Consider the following 17,642-nt stretch of genomic DNA (forward strand, 5'->3'; position numbering starts at 1 on the left):
AGAGGCGGGCCTCTGTTATTCTTGGTGTTTTTTGTGGTGTTGGATGACTTCGCTGATGATAAAGTTCAAAAACTTTTTGGCGAATTCAGGGTCGAGGTTAGCGTCAAGTGCCATACGTTGTAGGCGCTCGATTTGGCTGGCTTCGCGCATCGGATCTGATGGCGGTAGCGTGTGTGTGGCCTTTAACTCACCAACGGATTGGGTGTGTTTGAACCGCTCTGCCAGAGTATAAACAAGAACCGCATCAAGGCGATCAATGCTTTCACGGTGTTCTTTCAATAGTTCGGCGGCAATAGTTACTGGATCGGTCATTCAAAACCCTCCAAAATATCGATTTCGGCACCATCGATGACCGGGCGCGTAAAGCTACGGTCGTAACGACGGATGCAGCCTGTGTTTTTCGCGAATGCGAATGCGCGCTGACAATCTGCGTCTTCTGCGGCGGCTTCGCGGTAGGTTTCGTAAGCAGCCAAAGACGGAAACGTAAACATCGCATGTGCAATATCATTTGCGCCTTCATGCGGTAACCAATAGCCGTGGTGCATGCCGCCCAATCGATTGACCAGTGTGATCCAAACGCGACCGTATGCCTCAAACGCGTCGGTTTGATCTGGGTCGATTTCGTACCTAAGGGTGCAGGTGATCATTATTTTTTCTTCCCAAAGCCAGACAAGCCACCCGGCAATCCCATGCCGCCGCCCAAGCCAGGAAGTTTACCGCCCATACCCATTTGTTTAGCCGCTGCTTCAAGCGCTTTGGGGTCCATTTGGCTGGGATCCATACCGCCCATGCCTGCCATATCAGGCATTCCGCCACCTTTGCCAAACATACCTTTCATGGCTTGCTTTAGCATTCCGCCTTTGCCCATTTTACCCATCTTTTTCATCATATCTGACATTTGACGGTGCATCTTGAGCAATTTGTTCAAATCAGAAACTTCCATTCCCGATCCTGCAGCGATCCGCTTTTTGCGCGAAGCCTGCAGCAAAGCAGGATTGGCGCGCTCTTTCTTTGTCATAGACTGAATAAGCGCAATTTGACGTTTTAGAACCTTGTCGTCCATGCCGGCGTCTTGCACTTGCTTGGCCATTTTGCCCATACCGGGCATCATCCCCATGAGCCCTTCCATGCCGCCCATTTTGATCATTTGCTCAAGCTGCATTTTCAGGTCGTTCATATTGAACTGACCCTTTTGAAAGCGCTTCATCATGCGCTCAGCTTGTTCGGCTTCGATGGTTTCTTGGGCTTTTTCAACCAAGGCAACAATGTCGCCCATGCCAAGGATGCGACCAGCGACACGTTCCGGATGGAATTCTTCGATCGCGTCTAGCTTTTCACCAAGGCCCACAAATTTGATCGGTTTGCCAGTGACTGCCCGCATGGATAGTGCGGCACCACCGCGTCCGTCGCCGTCCATTCTGGTCAGTACAACACCTGATATGCCAATCTGGCCATCAAATTGTTCTGCCACGTTCACCGCGTCTTGACCTGTTAAGCCATCCACCACCAAAAGAGTTTCGCGCGGTGTGACAACATTACGTACATCTTCGACCTCTTGCATGAGGGTTTCGTCGATGTGCAAGCGACCAGCCGTGTCGAGCATATAGACGTCATAACCGCCTAAGGTCGCCTGTTGCTTTGCGCGCTTGGCGATATCGACGGCAGACTGACCTTTGACAATCGGAAGCGTATCAACACCGATTTGGGTACCAAGCACGGCAAGCTGTTCTTGCGCAGCTGGGCGATAAATATCGAGCGAGGCCATCAACACGCGCTTGCCTGATTTATCTTTGAGGCGTTTAGCGAGTTTGGCTGTCGTGGTTGTTTTACCGCCACCTTGCAAACCAACCATCAGGATTGGCGCAGGGGCGTTGTCGATTTTAAGTGCGCCAATCTCGTCAGAATCACCTGCCAAGACATGGATCAATTCGTCATGGACAATTTTGACAACTTGCTGGCCGGGCGTGATGGACTTGGTAACGGCTTGGCCGGTTGCTTTGTCTTGAACCGCTTTTACAAATTCACGCGCAACTGGGAGCGAAACATCGGCCTCAAGCAGGGCAATACGGACTTCGCGTAGGGCTGTTTTGACATCTTCATCGGACAGAGCGCCTTGTTTGGTAAGGCGATCAAAGACACCAGAGAGGCGTTCGGATAGATTTTCAAACATCGCGACGGCTCCTACACTGTCTCATTTCCAATGCCCGACATAATGTCGAACGCTCAATATCCCAAGGGCCCCCGTGGGCGCAACGCGCTGACGGAGGTCGATCCCTGCAATAGCAATGGGACCGGAAGCGAATAGAGACTCCCGGGAATTGTTGTTCCCATACGCTGACCGCAGGGGAGAGTCAAGAATAGTTGGGTAATGTGGAGGCCCTTGCAAGTTTGAACAGCAGCGGTCTAAGGTTTAGTCGAATGTGAAAATTTGCACATATGGGGCAACATGGACAATTGGGACGAAATACGCACAGCGTATCAGGTGGCGCGCGTTGGTACAGTAAGTGGTGCTGCGGACATATTAGGTGTGCACCATGCGACTGTGATCCGTCACATCGATGCGTTGGAAAAGAAACTCGGAACCAAATTGTTTCAGCGACATGCGCGGGGTTACACACCGACCGAAGCAGGCGATGATCTGATGCAGGTTGCGCAGGCAACTGATGACCAGTTTACGCAGTTGTCTGGCCGTATCCGTGGACAGGGCGAAACAGTACAAGGCGATTTGATCGTTACCTCCCTCGCGTCCTTGTCTGACCTTTTGTCGCCTATCTTGGTTGATTTTCAGAAACTTTATCCTGATGTACGTGTGCACTTTCTTACCAGCGATAGGGTTTTTCGTCTTGAGTATGGCGAGGCTCACGTCGCCATACGCGCTGGGAATATCCCTGATCAACCAGACAATGTGGTACAGGAATTGCACACTCAGTGCATAGGCTTGTATGGCAGCCAAGAATACTTCGATAAATATGGTAAACCAAAGTCAGAAGAAGATTTGAAAAATCACCGCTTTGTTGCGGGACAAGAAGGTGCAAAGCGCGCACCTTTTTATCGGTGGTTGGATGATACGGTTCCGCAGGATGCTATTGTTTTCCGAGGCGGTGATTTCCACAGCGTCGAAAACGCGGTGGTTGCAGGTGCCGGATTAGGATTTTTGTCGGAATGGACCGCTGAACGTCATCCAGAAATGGTTCAGGTGTTTCCTCCTCGTAGAGAATGGAAAGGCAAGCTGTGGCTTGTGACACATGTGGATTTACACAGAACGTTGAAGGTGCAAACTTTTTTGAAGTTTCTCAAAACGGCTGCCGATGGATGGGGTGGTCAGTGTAACTCCTGTGAGGGTGATGAATGACACCTCAGTTACGTGGGCATCTTGCGATGCTAGTGTTCTCAACCTTGGTTGCAGGATCCTTTAGTCTTGGGTCCTTGACAGCGAACCATATTGAGCCCAGTGCGTTTAACGCCGTCCGGTTTATATTGGCTGCTATCGTGTTGGGTTTGGCGGCACTTGCGACAACAGGAATAGATCGCTCAGCTTTTCGCTCGCCTTGGCGGTATTTGGTGTTGGGCGGTTTCTTTGCGATATATTTTGTTCTGATGTTTGAAGGCTTGAAAACCGCACCTCCTGTTTCTGCGGCCGCTGTGTTTACAATGACCCCAATTATGGCTGCTGGGTTCGGTTGGATTTTATTACGTCAAATTTTATCTGGCCGTACGTTTGTAGCACTTTTGATCGGTGGTGTTGGTGCACTTTGGGTGATCTTTCGAGCAGATTTATCTGCTTTGCTTCGGTTCCAGATCGGATGGGGTGAAATAGTTTATTTTATAGGGTGTGCGAGTCACGCTGTTTACACACCTCTGGTGAAAAAGCTGAACCGGGGGGAAAATGCTATTGTATTTGCGTTTGGAACCTTAGTCGGTGGCGGTGGATTGCTATTGATCTACGGTGGGGGCGATATCGCGCGTACCGATTGGGCTAATCTGCCGGTAATTGTCTGGATAACGTTGGCATATATTACGGTGTTCGCGACAGCGGCATCTTTTGTTTTGGTGCAGTATTCAGTGCAGCGCTTACCGGCCGCAAAAGTGATGGCATATACTTACCTTGTTCCAAGTTGGGTAATTGTTTGGGAGGTGGTGTTGGGGCAGCCCATTCCGCACGTGCTTGTTCTCGGTGGGGTTGGGCTTACTATCATAGCGCTAGGTTTGTTGTTGCGTGATGACAGTAAATAATTGATCTGATTGACGCCGCGTTTGACGTGACAGATTATGGGGTTCGGCGCATCCTTTTGGCAACGCAAAAGGACGCCAAATGACTCGCTACCCACATATGCTCTCTCCGTTAGATCTCGGATTTACCACGCTAAAAAATCGTGTGTTGATGGGATCAATGCACACCGGGCTCGAAGAAACGAAGGACTGGAACCGCGTTGCAGAGTTTTATGCGACGCGTGCACGTGGCGGTGTGGGGCTTATGGTAACGGGAGGAATGGCGCCTAACAGTGAAGGCGGAGTTTTTCCAGGTGCTGCGGGTTTGTTTAGTGACGAAGATATTGAAAATCATAAGATCGTTACAGATCGGGTGCATGCAGCAGACGGTAAAATAGCGATGCAAATACTGCACGCAGGCCGTTATGCTTATGGGCCGGATTGTGTTGCTCCAAGTGCGATAAAATCCCCGATTTCCCCATTTCCTCCTAATGAATTAGATGAAGAGGGTATCGAAAAACAAATCGGTGACATGGTGACGGCGGCACAGCGCGCCCAGATGGCGGGATATGATGGTGTCGAAATCATGGGCTCTGAAGGGTATTTTCTCAATCAGTTCCTCGTAGTGCACACCAATAAACGCACAGATCGCTGGGGTGGGAGTTATGAGAACCGTATGCGTCTGCCGATCGAAGTGGTGCGGCGTATCCGCAAGGCTGTCGGCCCGGATTTTATAATCATCTACCGCTTGTCGATGATTGATCTCATTCCCAATGGGTCAACGCATGAAGAGGTTGTGCAGCTGGCGCAAGCGATTGAAGCCGCAGGTGCGACATTGTTCAACACTGGTATAGGATGGCACGAAGCACGCATACCGACGATTGCCACTTCGGTTCCACGTGCCGGATTTGCTTGGGTCACGAAAAAGCTGATGGGTAAAGTCGGTATCCCCATCATTGCGTCCAATCGGATCAATACTCCAGACGTCGCGGAAGGATTACTGAAAAACGGAGCGTCAGACATGGTTTCTATGGCGCGCCCATTTTTGGCGGACCCAAATTTTGTAAACAAGGCAAAACAAGATCGCGCAGATGAAATCGCTCCTTGTATCGCGTGTAATCAAGCGTGTTTAGATCATACATTTAGCGGCAAGATTTCCACCTGCTTGGTGAATCCCCGCGCGTGTTACGAAACAGAATTACAGGTTGATGTCGTTTCTACACCTAAACGAATTGCAGTAGTAGGCGCTGGGCCCGCAGGGTTGTCCGCTGCGATCACGGCAGCAGAGCGCGGACATTCTGTCGTGTTGTTCGATCGATCCAACGAAGTTGGCGGTCAGTTGAATATGGCTAAGATGGTCCCTGGCAAGGAGGAGTTTCACGGCTTTGTGGCGTGGTTCAAAACGATGGCTGATCGATCCGGGGTTGAACAGCGGCTTGGCACACCTGCCACACCGGACGATCTACGTGGGTTCGACGATGTCATTATTGCAACTGGTGTGATTCCACGTGACCCAGAAATTCCCGGACAAGACGGAGAAAATGTTCTCTCTTATATAGATGTTTTGCGGGACAAAGCAGATGTAGGAAAATCCGTCGTTGTGATTGGGGCGGGGGGCATTGGTTTTGACGTCTCTGAGTTTTTAGTTCAGCAGGGTCCAAGTACTGCGGAAAATGTCGCCCATTGGAAGGAAGAATGGGGCGTAGGTGATCCGGAAGTTACCCGTGGGGGCCTTGCCGACCAAGGAAGTCAGCCGGAGGCTCCTGCGCGTGAGGTCATCCTGTTACAGCGCAAAGCTGAAAAAGTGGGGAAACGGCTGGGAAAAACCACTGGTTGGATTCATCGCGCAGCATTGAAGATGAAAAACGTTCAAATGATGGGGGGGGTCAACTATGAGCGCATTGATGCCCAAGGTTTGCATGTTTCAACCGGAGAAGCTCGGGAAAATATTCGACTATTGCCCGCGGAAACCGTCGTGCTGTGCGCTGGGCAAGTTCCTGATCGCAGTTTAGCTGAGGAGTTGGCTGCAATTGGAATCACTGCGCATGTTATTGGCGGGGCAGATGTTGCGGCAGAGTTGGATGCGAAGCGAGCCATCGATCAAGGGGTGCGTTTGGGCGCCTCTCTTTAACCAAATGGTAAGCATAAAGGCATCGAGAAATAGCCTTCTTGTTGAAAAAGAACACTTATTTATAAAATTGCTTGTTTCCGAGTTAAGAACGATCCGTTGAATTACCCCTGAATTGTCCGTTGGATGACCCATTGTCGCCTGATTTGACTGCGAATGTTTCAGCATTGATGGAACACTTGTAGGGCTAAACACATGGACCGATTAACCGAAATGGAAGCATTTGCCACCGTGGTGGATCAGGGCGGGTTTACTGATGCTGCAAAGAAAATGGGTATCTCAAAATCTGCGGTTTCCAAACATGTTTCGTCCCTTGAGGCGCGTTTGGGCGCGCGTTTGCTTAATCGAACAACCCGACGGGTGAGCCCAACGGAAATTGGCCTCGCTTACTATGATCGTGCGCGGCGTGTGTTGAATGATGCGGGTGAGGCAGACGCACTTGTTTCATCTATGCAATCGGCACCTTCGGGATTGCTTCGCATTTCTGTCGCAACTGATTTCGGAGTGAATCACTTAAGTCCGGTGTTGGGGGATTTTTTACAAGAATTTCCAGATATTACCGTCAATATGGTGCTGAACAACCGGTATGTTGAGTTGATATCCGAAGGGTTCGATGTGGCCGTTCGTATTGGTGAGCTCGAAGATAGTACATTGATGGCACGCAAATTAACCGACACCTCTAAACGTATGGTAGGGTCCCCCGCGTATTTTGAAAAATACGGACGCCCTGAAAAAATAGATGACCTGAATGATCACAAGCTTTTGCATTATTCAAGCCAAGCCAATGGCGCAGTTTGGAAATTGGCGGCGCCATCGGGTGAAAAGCGGCAAGTGCGCACGGCCGGTTGGTTGAGTGTTAACGACGGGCAAAGCCTACTGAATGCAGCTGTATCCGGTTTGGGCATTGCTTATTTGCCGAGCTTTTTGACAGCAGATGCAATGCGCGATGGTTTGATCGAAGAAGCGATTCCAGGGCTTCCTGAAGAAACCCAAGGTATTTATGCGGTTTACCCGCCCGGGCGTTTTACACAGCCCAAGGTCCGCGCATTTGTTGATTTTCTTGTCCATGCGTTTGCGGACAAAGGCCCTAATAATTGGTGAACTGTTACGAGTGATGCGAAGGCCGCATTTTGCCCCCACAAGGCGTGCTTTCGTTGTAGTGTTGCAGGTGTATCCTGCACTTAGCGGGTTGAGGTGATGATCACTTCAACCCGTCTATTTTGTGCGCGGCCTTCGTCCGTCAAGTTGCTTGCACGAGGGGATAAATACCCCACACCGTCCGCATCCAACTGTGTGCGGTTTACGCCGTATTCTTCGACCAATCGGCGTAAAACAGCATTCGCGCGTTGCTTGGATAGATTGATGTTATTTGCCAGAGAACCGACCGCATCGGTATGCCCAACCAAGGCTACCTTAAGATCAGGGTTCCGCGACAAATAATCCGATAACCCTTCAAGAGAGGCGAAGGATTCATTTGTGAGACGGGCAGCTCCAGTTTGAAAATCAAGATCATCTAGAACAACGAACCCGCGCTGTTCGAGTAGGGTGCCAAATGTTTCATTTGTGCTACCATATACGGGCTCGTCATCTGGAATTGTGGTTGTGACTTCGGGTGCCGGTGCTTCAGGTTGGGTGATTTGGTTAATTTGAATAAAACCAGTTTCCTGACTGCGGCTTACAATCAGCCCAAGATATTCAGTTTCCCCATCATCGTTTTGTCTCTGGGCAGATAGGTATTGAAAATCCCCCAAATTAACATGCATCTGAGGTTCTGGTGCGACTTCAAGTGCAAACCGAAAGTCAAATCCTCCGCAGCTTTTGTCCGCGCATTCAAACAATATCTCGTAGCCAGTCGCGATGAGTTGTTCCCGAAGCGGGCGCAACATTTGCGTTGTCGTCTGCACAGAGGCGCGCACCTGCCAAACCGTTTGGGCAATAGCACCCTCTACAGAGCGCGTTTCAAGTGCACCGTTTTGCCAGGGCCCTACTGGCAAAGCAAAGCTATCCATCGCATGTACGGTACGGGCCGAAACATGTGCGTTTGACGGAAACTCCAGCTGCAATGACAAAGAGGCGGAGGGTAACATCCCCAGCATTGCCCCAAATATGAAAATCCGGGCATTCATCTGAAGGCGGCGTGATATTCTTCGTTGGGTTTCATATCTGTCCCGGATGCGATGCGGTTGGTCATATTGTAAAAACCAATGACAGTTGCAATATCCCAAATGTCGCGATCCGAAAACCCGACCACGCGTAGAGCGTTGCGATCGGTTTCTTCGACTGTTGCGCTGGCGGTGGTTAATTGCGTTGCGAAATCCAACATGGCCCGCTGACGCGCATCCAGTTTGGCGACCCTATAGTTCATCACCAACATTTCCCCTAGCATGGGATCGCCAGACAGTTGTCGCACAGCCGCGCCATGAGCGACGAGACAATAAAAGCACTTGTTTATTGCTGACACGACAACAGCGATCATTTCACGTTCGAGTTTTGAAAGGCCAGAGTCCCCAAGCATAATTTCATTATACATTGCGGTGAAGGTGTTGAGCTTGTCGATGTCAAAGGCATATGCTTTTAAAACATTTGGCACCATTCCCAGTTTTTCAGTGCAAATGTCAAAATAGCGCTGAGTTTCTTCGGGTAGCGGATCCATCATCGGAAGGTCTAATGCGGTGGGACTGGTGTTGCTCATGACTCGGCCTAACGATTGATATTATTGTTTTACGCGATAATGATACTGTCCCACACATTCCAGCCCGAGGGAAGAATAGAGCGCATTTGCAGCGACGTTTTGCTGGACGACAATTATGGCGAGGTGAGTTGCACCATTTTCCTTTGCCCATTGGGCGGCCTTTATCATGATGTTTTTAGCAACGCCTTGTCGGCGCTGTGTTTGAGTCACCTCTAGCCCGTGTAACATGGCAATACCATTGTGAATTGCGACGTAGGCTACACCTGCAGCGCGATCATTTTGTCGCCCCAAAACAGTGGTCTTTTTACCCTTGGCGCGGATCATGCCGGCAACGCGTTCGGGGCCTATTTCGCCCTCGAGCCATAGCTCTTGCATAATATGCATCGGAGGCCAAATGGTGAAAGCAGACAAACGACCCACAGAGTCAGTTGCTAACGTATCCACGGGACATACCATGAGGTTAACTGGATCTTTGACTATGTATCCCCGGTTTTCCAGAGCTGTATCCAGTTCTTCCTCTCCGTCGCGGATCATGAATAACTCTGCTTGGCCAAGAGCAACCATTGCTTGTTCTGCTTGCTCAAATTGTGTTTCGAGAAGAGAATCGATACGAGTGGCGGCCGACATACGCTGTCCACCACCCTGTCCGTCACGCACGGTCCAGTTTCCAACTGTTTGTTTACTTGCAGGGGCCCAAGTGGCCTCACAGACCTCGTAAAGGGTTTCAACGGATGGAAGCGTCATGTTGTTAAGTCTTTCACAAGAGTACTAAGGTCTTTGGCAGCGGCGTCTAAGTGCGAAGCATCAACACCACGAATGACGATGTTCGTGCCAAAAACACCATCTTGTTGAAAAGGGTACGAGCCAAACGATAGATTGGGGAACGCAGCGGCCAGTTGCCCCAATGGTTCTGCAATAACCCCTTCACCGATCATCGCGCGCACAGTTTGCGACAAAAGCGGGGCGCCACCCGTCAATTGGGGAAGGAGGCTCGCGACCATCGCCTGAAATATTGCAGGCACGCCTGCCATCACGTGCACATTGCACAGGGTAAAACCCGGAGCGGTTGAAATCGGATTGTCGATCAATGATGCGCCATCTGGAATACGTGCCATTCGGAGGCGCGCATCGTTCAATTCTACGTTGGCGCGGTCATAATGGGCTTGCAGCAATGCGCGCGCGTCATCCCGAATTGAGATCGGAGTGTCAAAAGCAGCTGCAATACAGTCTGCGGTAATGTCATCGTGGGTTGGGCCAATGCCACCTGAAGTAAACACATGATCATAATGGGATGCCAAAGCGCGGGTCGATGCAATAATTGCTGTGGCATCGTCTGAAATGACTCGCACCTCTTTCAGATCAATGCCGTGTTTTGTTAACTCTCCCGCCAGATAGTGCATGTTGGCGTCACGGGTCCGTCCCGATAGAATTTCATCGCCGATGACAAGCATCGCCGCAGTTGGGTTATTCATCTGTTTCTCCCGTCGTCGTGATAAAGATAACGAAAATTGACGCGTGAGCAATCAGATGCTGAAACGAAAGAGGAGAGGTCTTTTGTCTCAGGGCCTCTTGCGATAGGAAAAGACATGCATTTTCCAACGCCCTTGATCCCCGCGAGATTAATCCGCCGTTACAAACGTTTCTTGGCCGATTGCTGGCTCGAAGATGGCAGCGAAGTCACAGCCCATTGTGCGAATCCCGGATCAATGATGGGTTTGAGGGAGGAAGGGATAAAAATTTGGCTTGAGCCAAACGACGACCCTAAGAAAAAGCTTAAATACGGATGGCGCTTGGTCGATCATGAAAATGGGCATTTTACCGGTGTCGATACGTCTGTCCCGAACAAAGCCTTAAAAGCCGCGCTACTGGCACGCGAAATACCAGAGTTTTCTACCTACACCACTGTACGTCCGGAAATGAAATATGGCGAAAACAGCCGGATTGATTTCTTTTTGTCGGGCGACGGTTTGCCTGATTGTTATGTCGAAGTGAAAAGCGTCACGCTTTCCCGTAACTCTGGATTGGCTGAATTTCCCGACAGCGTTACGGCACGTGGCGCGAAGCATTTGAAGGAACTGGCGACAATGGCTGGTCAGGGGCACAGGGCAGTCATGTTCTACCTCATTCAACGGACCGACTGCACGCGGATGGATTTAGCCGCGGACATTGACCCAACTTATGCCGCTGGTTTTGCCGAGGCGCGCGCAGCCGGCGTTGAAGTGTGTTGCTATGATACTCAAATCACCCCTGAGGGAGTTTGGTTGGGGCAGAAAATCCCGATGGCAGCCCCTTAAGTACAGCTTGATTGAGGTACTGGCATGTTTGCTAAGGATGGATTATCTAAAGCGTAAGAACAGACGGAGCAAACCCTTGGACGATACGCGCGGTCGCATCACACGTGATGGAATTCGAATTTACGAAGAGGCAGATTTTGCCGGTATGCATGCTGCTGGAAGGTTGGCGGCACAGATTTTGGACGACATCGCCCCGATGGTTCAAGTCGGCGTTGCAACCAGTGTTTTGGACGCAGCGATCGAAAAGATGGTCAATGACGCAGGCGCTAAATCCGCAACGATCGGATATAAAGGCTATAAGCACGCATCCTGTATTTCGGTGAACCATGTCGTGTGCCACGGAATCCCGGGTGAAAAGAAGCTCAAGGATGGTGATATCCTGAACATTGACGTCACGGTTATTGTCGATGGGTGGTTCGGCGATACATCCCGTATGTACGTAGCTGGAAAGCTGGGCCGCAAAACCGAACGCCTTATCCAAATTACGCATGACGCTTTGTTTGAGGGCATCAACGCGGTGAAACCAGGAAATACCTTTGGTGACATTGGTGCTGCGATTCAGAAATTCGTAGAAGCGCAACGCATGTCTGTTGTACGTGATTTCTGCGGTCACGGATTGGGGCGGGTATTTCATTCGCCGCCAAACGTTTTGCACTATGGCCGCCCCGGTACTGGGGCCGTATTAGAAGAAGGCATGTTTTTCACCATTGAACCGATGGTGAATTTGGGGCGCCCAGAAACCAAGGTTTTGGCCGATGATTGGACCGCCGTAACGCGGGATAAATCGCTGTCAGCGCAGTTTGAGCATTCAATCGGTGTTACTGAAAATGGCTGCGAAATCTTTACGCTTTCGCCAGGTGGAAAATACCACCCGACTTGGGGCTAGATTTATAACCCTAATAGATCGGGAACCGCCGCCATATTTTTGAAAACCTCTGCGCCCAAATCGCGGAGGTTTTTTCCATCAGAATGCGGGGCATAGGCGAGACAGCGCATGTTTGCGCGTATTGCTGCGGTGACGCCACTGCCGCTGTCTTCTACAACCACGCAATCGTTGGGCGAACATTGAAAATGGGCCGCTGCGTGTAGAAATAGATCTGGGTCAGGCTTTGCCACGCCTAATGTGTGGGCCGAAAACATACGATCACTAAAGGTATCCCATAGGCCGTTTTGCCCAAGTGTGATTTTCATTTTGTCTTCGCTTCCATTTGAGGCAACGCAAAATGGAATGTCAGCGGCTTTGAGCGTACCCAATAACTGTGCAATGCTGTCCACCAACGGAACCCCATTGCGCAGCGTGGCGTAGGTTTCGTCGTAGACTTCTGCGATCCAATTGTCGGGCAAATCAGCGCCAAGCGAAATTGCTGTCGCCATCGCATTCTTCATTGTGCTGCCAACAAATGCGTTCATGCACTCTTCGAGCGACATGTCTAACCCGTATTTTGAGAGGCTTTGCTGCATTACTTGGTTTGAGGGCGGCTCACTATCGACCAACACCCCGTCACAATCAAAAATCACCAAAGATGGACGCATGTTAAATTCCTTTTTGGGGCACGATATGCATCCCACCCAAGAGGTCAAATCTTACGTTGGCGTGGTCCCGCGCAAGGTGTTTCATTTTGAAACAGTTGCGAGGTTAAACGGGTTCCAAGATTGCGATATGGGTATCGCCGTATTTGCGGCTATCCAACAATGTGAAGCCCTCGGGGGATTGCGGTGCGCTCTCCTCAAACACGATCAGCGCATCATCTTTGATCCAACCGCCTTTCATGGCGTGATCTAGGGCGATTGTTCCAATGCCTTTCCCGTAAGGGGGATCAAGAAAGATAAGATCATATGCGACATCAGGATTGTTCGGCAGTCGCGTGGCGTCGCAGGAAAGAAGGGTTGTATCAGCTTTGCGCCGACAGAGAGTAATGTTTTCGCGTATTAAACTTTGGGACTTTCGGCCATCATCAACAAAGGTAACGTGCTTAGCCCCGCGCGACAACGCCTCTAGCCCTAAGGCACCAGTGCCTGCAAACAAATCCAAAACCCGTAAATCGGTGATCGGGTCACGGTATGCACCACTTGTCAGGACGTTAAACAGGCTTTCGCGCACGCGGTCGGTGGTGGGGCGCAGATGTGCACCTGCGTCCCCTTTACCGACTGAAGCGAGCGCAAGCCCGCGGTGTTGTCCCGCTATGATTCTCACGCTTTCAGCAGAGCCTTCATATCGGTTTCCGGGTTGGCGATATCTGCTTTGGATGGGGATTTCCCAGCCTCGATCAAACGTTTGCCAATCATATAATTGCGCGGTTCGTTCATTGCATCAACGGCCAGCAATGTGTCGCCTTGATAGTACCAGAAGGAAACAGAGCCTTCCTTATCACCAGGGCGCGTGACGATATTGTCATATCCAGAATTTAGGCCCGCGATTTGCAGTTTGACGTCGTATTGATCGGACCAGAACCAAGGCGTGGCTACATATTCTTTTTCTGCGCCCATCATATTGGCTGCTACGATTTCTGCTTGATCAATCGCGTTTGGGACACTTTCGAGACGAATACGTTCACCTTTGAACGGGAATGATGCGCAATCGCCTGCGGCCCAGATAGATGGATCAGAGGTGCGCCCAAATGCGTCGGTTTCGATCCCATTGTTAAGCGTCAAACCAGCAGATTCAGCCAGTTCAGAACCGGGCATAATCCCGACACCAACGATAACGAAATCAATGTCCAGTTCGCGATCATCTGTCAGTTTCGCGCCAGAAACCCGACCTTCGCCTGTTAGCGTATTCAGGCCAACACCTTCGACAATGTTTACGCCGTGACTGGTGTGCAGATCGCGGAAGAAATTGGATGTTTCAGGGGATGCAACACGTTGCAAAATCCGGTCAGCCATTTCCACCAAGGTGACTTTGACACCTTTCTTTGTTGCAACGGCAGCGGCTTCTAGGCCGATGTAGCCCCCACCAACGATTAGAGCGTGTTTGCCTTCGGCGAATTCCGGTTCCATCGCGTCCACATCTTTGAGAGTTCGAACGACATGGACGCCTTCTAACGCTCCACCGATTGCTGCGGGAAGCCGGCGTGGCGTCGAACCTGTGGTCAATGCCAGTTGATCGTAGGACAGTACGTCATCGCCCACAGTTACGGTTTTTGCTACCGGATCAATCGCACTTACACGTTCGCCTAACCGCAGAGTAATGTCTTGTTCGCCATAGAATGCCTCAGGGCGTAGATAAAGACGAGATAGCTCCATATCACCGAGCAAATAGGCTTTGGAGAGTGGGGGACGCTGGTAGGGAGGTGCCGTTTCTTCGCCGATCAGAGTAATCTGACCGTCAAAGCCTAGTCCACGCAGTTTGACGACAAGTGAACTGCCTGCTTGTCCGGCCCCTATAACGATAATGTGGCTCATATTGCTCCCCTAAGTTCTAGCCCAAATCTTGGGGGGAGCCTATAACTGTGATCATAGGAAACGCAATCGTGCAAAGAGGATGTTTATGATGATTTCTGTCGGAAAAAGACTACCAAACGCTACACTTTATCGGATTGGCGACAATGGGCCAGAAGAAGTGGCCCTGACTGACCGTTTAAAGGAACGCAAAGTGGTGGTCTTTGCTGTGCCTGGGGCGTTTACGCCAACATGCCATTCTGCACATGTCCCGAGTTTCATTCGAACCAAAGATGAATTTGATGCTAAAGGCGTTGATGAAATAATCTGCGTTTCGGTGAACGACCCGTTTGTGATGAAATCATGGGGAGAGGTCACTGGCGCTACAGAGGCCGGTATTACGCTGCTTTCGGATGCGCACAGTGAATTGACGACAGAAATCGGAATGAACTTTGACGCCCCGCCTGCTGGCTTGATGGCGCGTTCAAAGCGCTATGCCATGGTTGTCGAAGATGGCGTCGTCACGGTGTTGCAGGAAGAAGAAAACCCCGGTGTGTGTGATGTTTCTGGTGGCGAGGGGTTGTTAGCGGCCCTCTAATAAACATGGGCGCGCCGGTATTGGCGCGCCCAGATATTTTTAGCCCTTCACGTTGAATAGGGTCTGTGTTGGGAATGGAATATCGATTTTATTCGTGTCGAATGCTTCTTTCACTGCACGTGTCATATCGAACTTCAGCGTCCAATAGTCGGCTGCATCACACCAAACACGCATGGTGAAATCAACAGAGCTGTCACCGAGGTTTGTCACAGCTAAAAAATGTTCAGGGTCGCTAAGAATGCGGCTGTCAGCTTGGATCAGGTCAAGCATGATTTTTTCGGCTTTTTTCAAATCGGTGCCGTAAGAAACACCAAACACCATGTCAACGCGACGGGTTGGGTGGAACGAATAGTTCTTAATCGCGGAAGACCACATATCAGCATTTGGTACGATGATCTGCACGTTGTCAGGGGTGGCAAGTTCGGTTGTGAAAAGCGTGATTTCTTTGACTGTGCCTGATTGGCCAGCACCTTCGATAAAGTCCCCAATTTTGAAAGGGCGAAACACTGAAAGCATAACACCAGCAGCAAAGTTTGACAGCGTGCCTTGCAATGCAAGACCAATTGCCAAACCGGCAGCACCGATAAGAGCGACAAGCGATGTTGTTTCGATGCCAAAGCGATTCAAAACAAAAATAGCGGCGATGATTAAAACGGCATAACGCGCCATGCTTGCTAGAAAGCCAGCCAAAGTATCATCAAGATAGCCGTTACGTGTGAGGGCAGATTTACATAGTTTTTTGGCGAGTCCAGAGAGCCAAAATGCAGCAACCAATATGATTGCGGCGGTGATCACATTAAAGATAAGTGCGGAAAACCAAGCCAAGGTTTTTTCCTTTCGAATGTCAAAGTCAGAACAGGGCGTCCATCTTTTGGGCGAAATTTACGTCCAATTGAGTTAACCCTCCGGCGCTATGAGTTGTTAAAGTGACTGCCAGCCTTGGGCCACTGTTGGCCCATTTTGGATGGTGATCCCACTTTTCAGCCCAGAGAGCGCAGCGTGTCATGTACCCAAAGCAATCGTTAAAAGAAGTAAAGGTGAAATTTTTGTGGATTGCATCACCTTCGGGTGCCAACCACCACCCGGTTGCCAATAATGGCGCCAGTGCGGTTTCTCGTTCAGCTCCTGACAAAATCATTCGATGTCCTTTTCGCTCTTCGATTTAAATGGGCCATAAGAGGTTAACACTTCGATTTCGCGACCAACTGCACGGCCCTCCTCAACGAGAAAACGCTCCACCGCTTCGCGAAACCCTGCGTCTTGTATCCAATGCAAGGAATGTGTCTCTACAGGTAGATATCCCCGCGCAAGCTTGTGATCGCCCTGCGCGCCAGCTTCGACAGTGGATAGCCCGTGCGCGATAGCGTAGTCGATGGCCTGATAGTAACAGAGTTCAAAATGCAAACAGGGGTGGTCTTCGACGCACCCCCAATAGCGCCCATATAGCGAACGCGCGCCTATCATATTCATAGCGCCTGCGACAAACACGCCGTCACGTTCGGCCAACACAAGCAAAGTATCGTCGCGCATCGTTGTTTGGATACATTCGAAAAATGCGCGGGTCAGATAGGGCCTGCCCCATTTGCGCGCGCCAGTGTCGGTATAGAACCCCCAAAAAGCATCCCAATTTTCTGGCCGAATTTGGTCACCGGTGAGTGTATGTATGGTACCGCCAAATGCTTGGGCGATACGCCTTTCCTTGCGGATCGCCTTTCGTTTACGGGCGGATAATGCATCTAAGAATGTATCAAATGTTGCGTAACCATTGTTGTGCCAGTGATACTGCTGTGTCGTACGATGCAACAGACCCAATTCTTTGCCTGCAATGGCTTCGGCTTCGGTGCAAAAAGTTGTATGAAGGGACGATAAGTTGTTGTTTACGGCCAGTTGAATAGCACCCTGCAGCAAAGCTGATTGGCCAACGTCTTCGTACCCTCGGTGGGTTAAAAACCGTGCCCCCGTGGCAGGGGTGAAGGGGACTGCAATCTGCAATTTAGGATAGTAGTTTCCACCAGCGCGTTCGTAGGCGTCTGCCCATCCGTGATCGAATATATATTCACCCTGACTGTTGGTCTTTGCATACATTGGTGCAACAGCGATGATTTTTCCATCTTGTCTCACGATGAGATGATGGGGCGTCCAGCCCGTTCCAGAACCAACCGATTGACTATCTTCAAGCGCTTTTAAAAACCGATGCGTGGTAAAGGGATCAAGCGCCTTTCCATCACTGTAGGCCGCGCAAGCATCCCATTCTTCAGGAGAGATCGCATTGATGTCGCCAATTGCTTGGATTTCGATTTGGCTGCCGTCCATGAATTACCTCACTCATTGAGTATAGAGTTG

20 protein-coding genes are annotated in these 17,642 nt (G+C 50.4%); 7 read left to right on the forward strand and 13 right to left on the reverse strand.

What is annotated here, in order from left to right; genetic code table 11:
* Positions 1 to 15 precede the first annotated feature (15 nt).
* Genes G9C99_RS12910 through ffh form a run of 3 tightly spaced genes read right to left on the reverse strand, consistent with a single transcriptional unit; the run spans position 16 to position 2,170 of the window.
* Positions 16 to 312, reverse strand: a complete 297-nt coding sequence (locus G9C99_RS12910) for a chorismate mutase (protein WP_166417924.1) — start codon at positions 310 to 312, stop codon at positions 16 to 18.
* Positions 309 to 647, reverse strand: coding sequence for an NIPSNAP family protein (locus G9C99_RS12915; RefSeq protein ID WP_166417925.1), 339 nt, complete (start codon positions 645 to 647; stop codon positions 309 to 311). Before G9C99_RS12915 ends, G9C99_RS12910 begins: the two co-directional genes overlap by 4 nt.
* Positions 647 to 2,170 carry a signal recognition particle protein gene (gene ffh / locus G9C99_RS12920; RefSeq protein ID WP_166417926.1) on the reverse strand — a complete coding sequence of 508 codons (1,524 nt, stop codon included), beginning with the start codon at positions 2,168 to 2,170 and terminating at the stop codon, positions 647 to 649. The genes G9C99_RS12915 and ffh overlap by 1 nt, the downstream gene beginning before the upstream one ends.
* A gap of 276 nt (positions 2,171 to 2,446) precedes the next feature.
* Between ffh and G9C99_RS12925 the strand changes: the two genes are divergently transcribed.
* The 4 genes from G9C99_RS12925 (at position 2,447) to G9C99_RS12940 (ending at position 7,438) form a co-directional block, all read left to right on the forward strand.
* On the forward strand, positions 2,447 to 3,352 hold the full coding sequence (locus tag G9C99_RS12925) for a LysR family transcriptional regulator (protein WP_166417927.1): 906 nt from the start codon (positions 2,447 to 2,449) through the stop codon (positions 3,350 to 3,352).
* Positions 3,349 to 4,233, forward strand: a complete 885-nt coding sequence (locus G9C99_RS12930; protein ID WP_166417928.1) for a DMT family transporter — start codon at positions 3,349 to 3,351, stop codon at positions 4,231 to 4,233. The genes G9C99_RS12925 and G9C99_RS12930 overlap by 4 nt, the downstream gene beginning before the upstream one ends.
* 79 nt (positions 4,234 to 4,312) lie before the next feature.
* Entirely contained in the window at positions 4,313 to 6,340 is a 2,028-nt protein-coding gene (locus tag G9C99_RS12935; RefSeq protein WP_166417929.1) for an NADPH-dependent 2,4-dienoyl-CoA reductase, read from the forward strand.
* A 192-nt stretch (positions 6,341 to 6,532) separates the two neighbouring features.
* Positions 6,533 to 7,438 carry a LysR family transcriptional regulator gene (locus tag G9C99_RS12940; protein ID WP_166417930.1) on the forward strand — a complete coding sequence of 302 codons (906 nt, stop codon included), beginning with the start codon at positions 6,533 to 6,535 and terminating at the stop codon, positions 7,436 to 7,438.
* A gap of 80 nt (positions 7,439 to 7,518) precedes the next feature.
* Here G9C99_RS12940 and G9C99_RS12945 read toward each other — a convergent pair whose 3' ends face one another.
* Genes G9C99_RS12945 through G9C99_RS12960 form a run of 4 tightly spaced genes read right to left on the reverse strand, consistent with a single transcriptional unit; the run spans position 7,519 to position 10,501 of the window.
* The gene (locus G9C99_RS12945) at positions 7,519 to 8,424 is read right to left on the reverse strand and encodes an OmpA family protein (protein WP_231704063.1); all 906 of its coding nucleotides are present in this window, start codon (positions 8,422 to 8,424) and stop codon (positions 7,519 to 7,521) included.
* 35 nt (positions 8,425 to 8,459) lie between these two features.
* Complete coding sequence (locus tag G9C99_RS12950) at positions 8,460 to 9,029, reverse strand: peroxidase-related enzyme (RefSeq protein WP_166417932.1); 570 nt, start codon at positions 9,027 to 9,029, stop codon at positions 8,460 to 8,462.
* A gap of 21 nt (positions 9,030 to 9,050) precedes the next feature.
* The gene (locus G9C99_RS12955) at positions 9,051 to 9,773 is read right to left on the reverse strand and encodes a GNAT family N-acetyltransferase (protein WP_166417933.1); all 723 of its coding nucleotides are present in this window, start codon (positions 9,771 to 9,773) and stop codon (positions 9,051 to 9,053) included.
* Entirely contained in the window at positions 9,770 to 10,501 is a 732-nt protein-coding gene (locus tag G9C99_RS12960) for a competence/damage-inducible protein A (RefSeq protein ID WP_166417934.1), read from the reverse strand. The genes G9C99_RS12955 and G9C99_RS12960 overlap by 4 nt, the downstream gene beginning before the upstream one ends.
* A gap of 114 nt (positions 10,502 to 10,615) precedes the next feature.
* Here G9C99_RS12960 and sfsA point away from each other — a divergent pair, with 114 nt between their 5' ends.
* Both sfsA and map read left to right on the forward strand, forming a co-directional pair.
* Complete coding sequence (sfsA, locus tag G9C99_RS12965; RefSeq protein WP_166417935.1) at positions 10,616 to 11,323, forward strand: DNA/RNA nuclease SfsA; 708 nt, start codon at positions 10,616 to 10,618, stop codon at positions 11,321 to 11,323.
* A gap of 76 nt (positions 11,324 to 11,399) precedes the next feature.
* On the forward strand, positions 11,400 to 12,209 hold the full coding sequence (map, locus tag G9C99_RS12970; RefSeq protein ID WP_231704064.1) for a type I methionyl aminopeptidase: 810 nt from the start codon (positions 11,400 to 11,402) through the stop codon (positions 12,207 to 12,209).
* Positions 12,210 to 12,211: 2 nt separating this feature from the next.
* Here the strand turns inward: map and G9C99_RS12975 are convergent, their stop codons facing one another.
* From G9C99_RS12975 to G9C99_RS12985, 3 genes are all read right to left on the reverse strand, one after another.
* Positions 12,212 to 12,856 (reverse strand): HAD family hydrolase, encoded by a 645-nt coding sequence (locus G9C99_RS12975; RefSeq protein WP_166417937.1) that lies wholly within the window; start codon positions 12,854 to 12,856, stop codon positions 12,212 to 12,214.
* Between the two features lie 103 nt (positions 12,857 to 12,959).
* Positions 12,960 to 13,517: a 16S rRNA (guanine(966)-N(2))-methyltransferase RsmD gene (rsmD, locus tag G9C99_RS12980; protein ID WP_166417938.1), complete on the reverse strand. Its 558-nt coding sequence runs from the start codon at positions 13,515 to 13,517 to the stop codon at positions 12,960 to 12,962.
* Positions 13,514 to 14,725, reverse strand: a complete 1,212-nt coding sequence (locus G9C99_RS12985; protein ID WP_166417939.1) for an NAD(P)/FAD-dependent oxidoreductase — start codon at positions 14,723 to 14,725, stop codon at positions 13,514 to 13,516. The genes rsmD and G9C99_RS12985 overlap by 4 nt, the downstream gene beginning before the upstream one ends.
* Before the next feature lie 85 nt (positions 14,726 to 14,810).
* Here G9C99_RS12985 and G9C99_RS12990 point away from each other — a divergent pair, with 85 nt between their 5' ends.
* Positions 14,811 to 15,299 carry a peroxiredoxin gene (locus G9C99_RS12990; RefSeq protein ID WP_166417940.1) on the forward strand — a complete coding sequence of 163 codons (489 nt, stop codon included), beginning with the start codon at positions 14,811 to 14,813 and terminating at the stop codon, positions 15,297 to 15,299.
* Positions 15,300 to 15,338: 39 nt separating this feature from the next.
* On the opposite strand, the gene G9C99_RS12995 is transcribed toward G9C99_RS12990, so the two are convergent.
* The 3 genes from G9C99_RS12995 to G9C99_RS13005 are packed head-to-tail and all read right to left on the reverse strand — an operon-like array spanning position 15,339 to position 17,612.
* Positions 15,339 to 16,124 carry a mechanosensitive ion channel family protein gene (locus G9C99_RS12995; protein ID WP_231704065.1) on the reverse strand — a complete coding sequence of 262 codons (786 nt, stop codon included), beginning with the start codon at positions 16,122 to 16,124 and terminating at the stop codon, positions 15,339 to 15,341.
* A 25-nt stretch (positions 16,125 to 16,149) separates the two neighbouring features.
* A complete protein-coding gene (locus G9C99_RS13000) occupies positions 16,150 to 16,437 on the reverse strand; it encodes a 4a-hydroxytetrahydrobiopterin dehydratase (protein WP_166417941.1) in 288 nt (95 codons plus the stop codon).
* Positions 16,434 to 17,612 (reverse strand): GNAT family N-acetyltransferase, encoded by a 1,179-nt coding sequence (locus G9C99_RS13005; protein WP_166417942.1) that lies wholly within the window; start codon positions 17,610 to 17,612, stop codon positions 16,434 to 16,436. Before G9C99_RS13005 ends, G9C99_RS13000 begins: the two co-directional genes overlap by 4 nt.
* Between the last annotated feature and the right edge of the window lie 30 nt (positions 17,613 to 17,642).

This window comes from Cochlodiniinecator piscidefendens (assembly GCF_011326755.1).
Lineage (GTDB): Bacteria > Pseudomonadota > Alphaproteobacteria > Rhodobacterales > Rhodobacteraceae > Cochlodiniinecator > Cochlodiniinecator piscidefendens.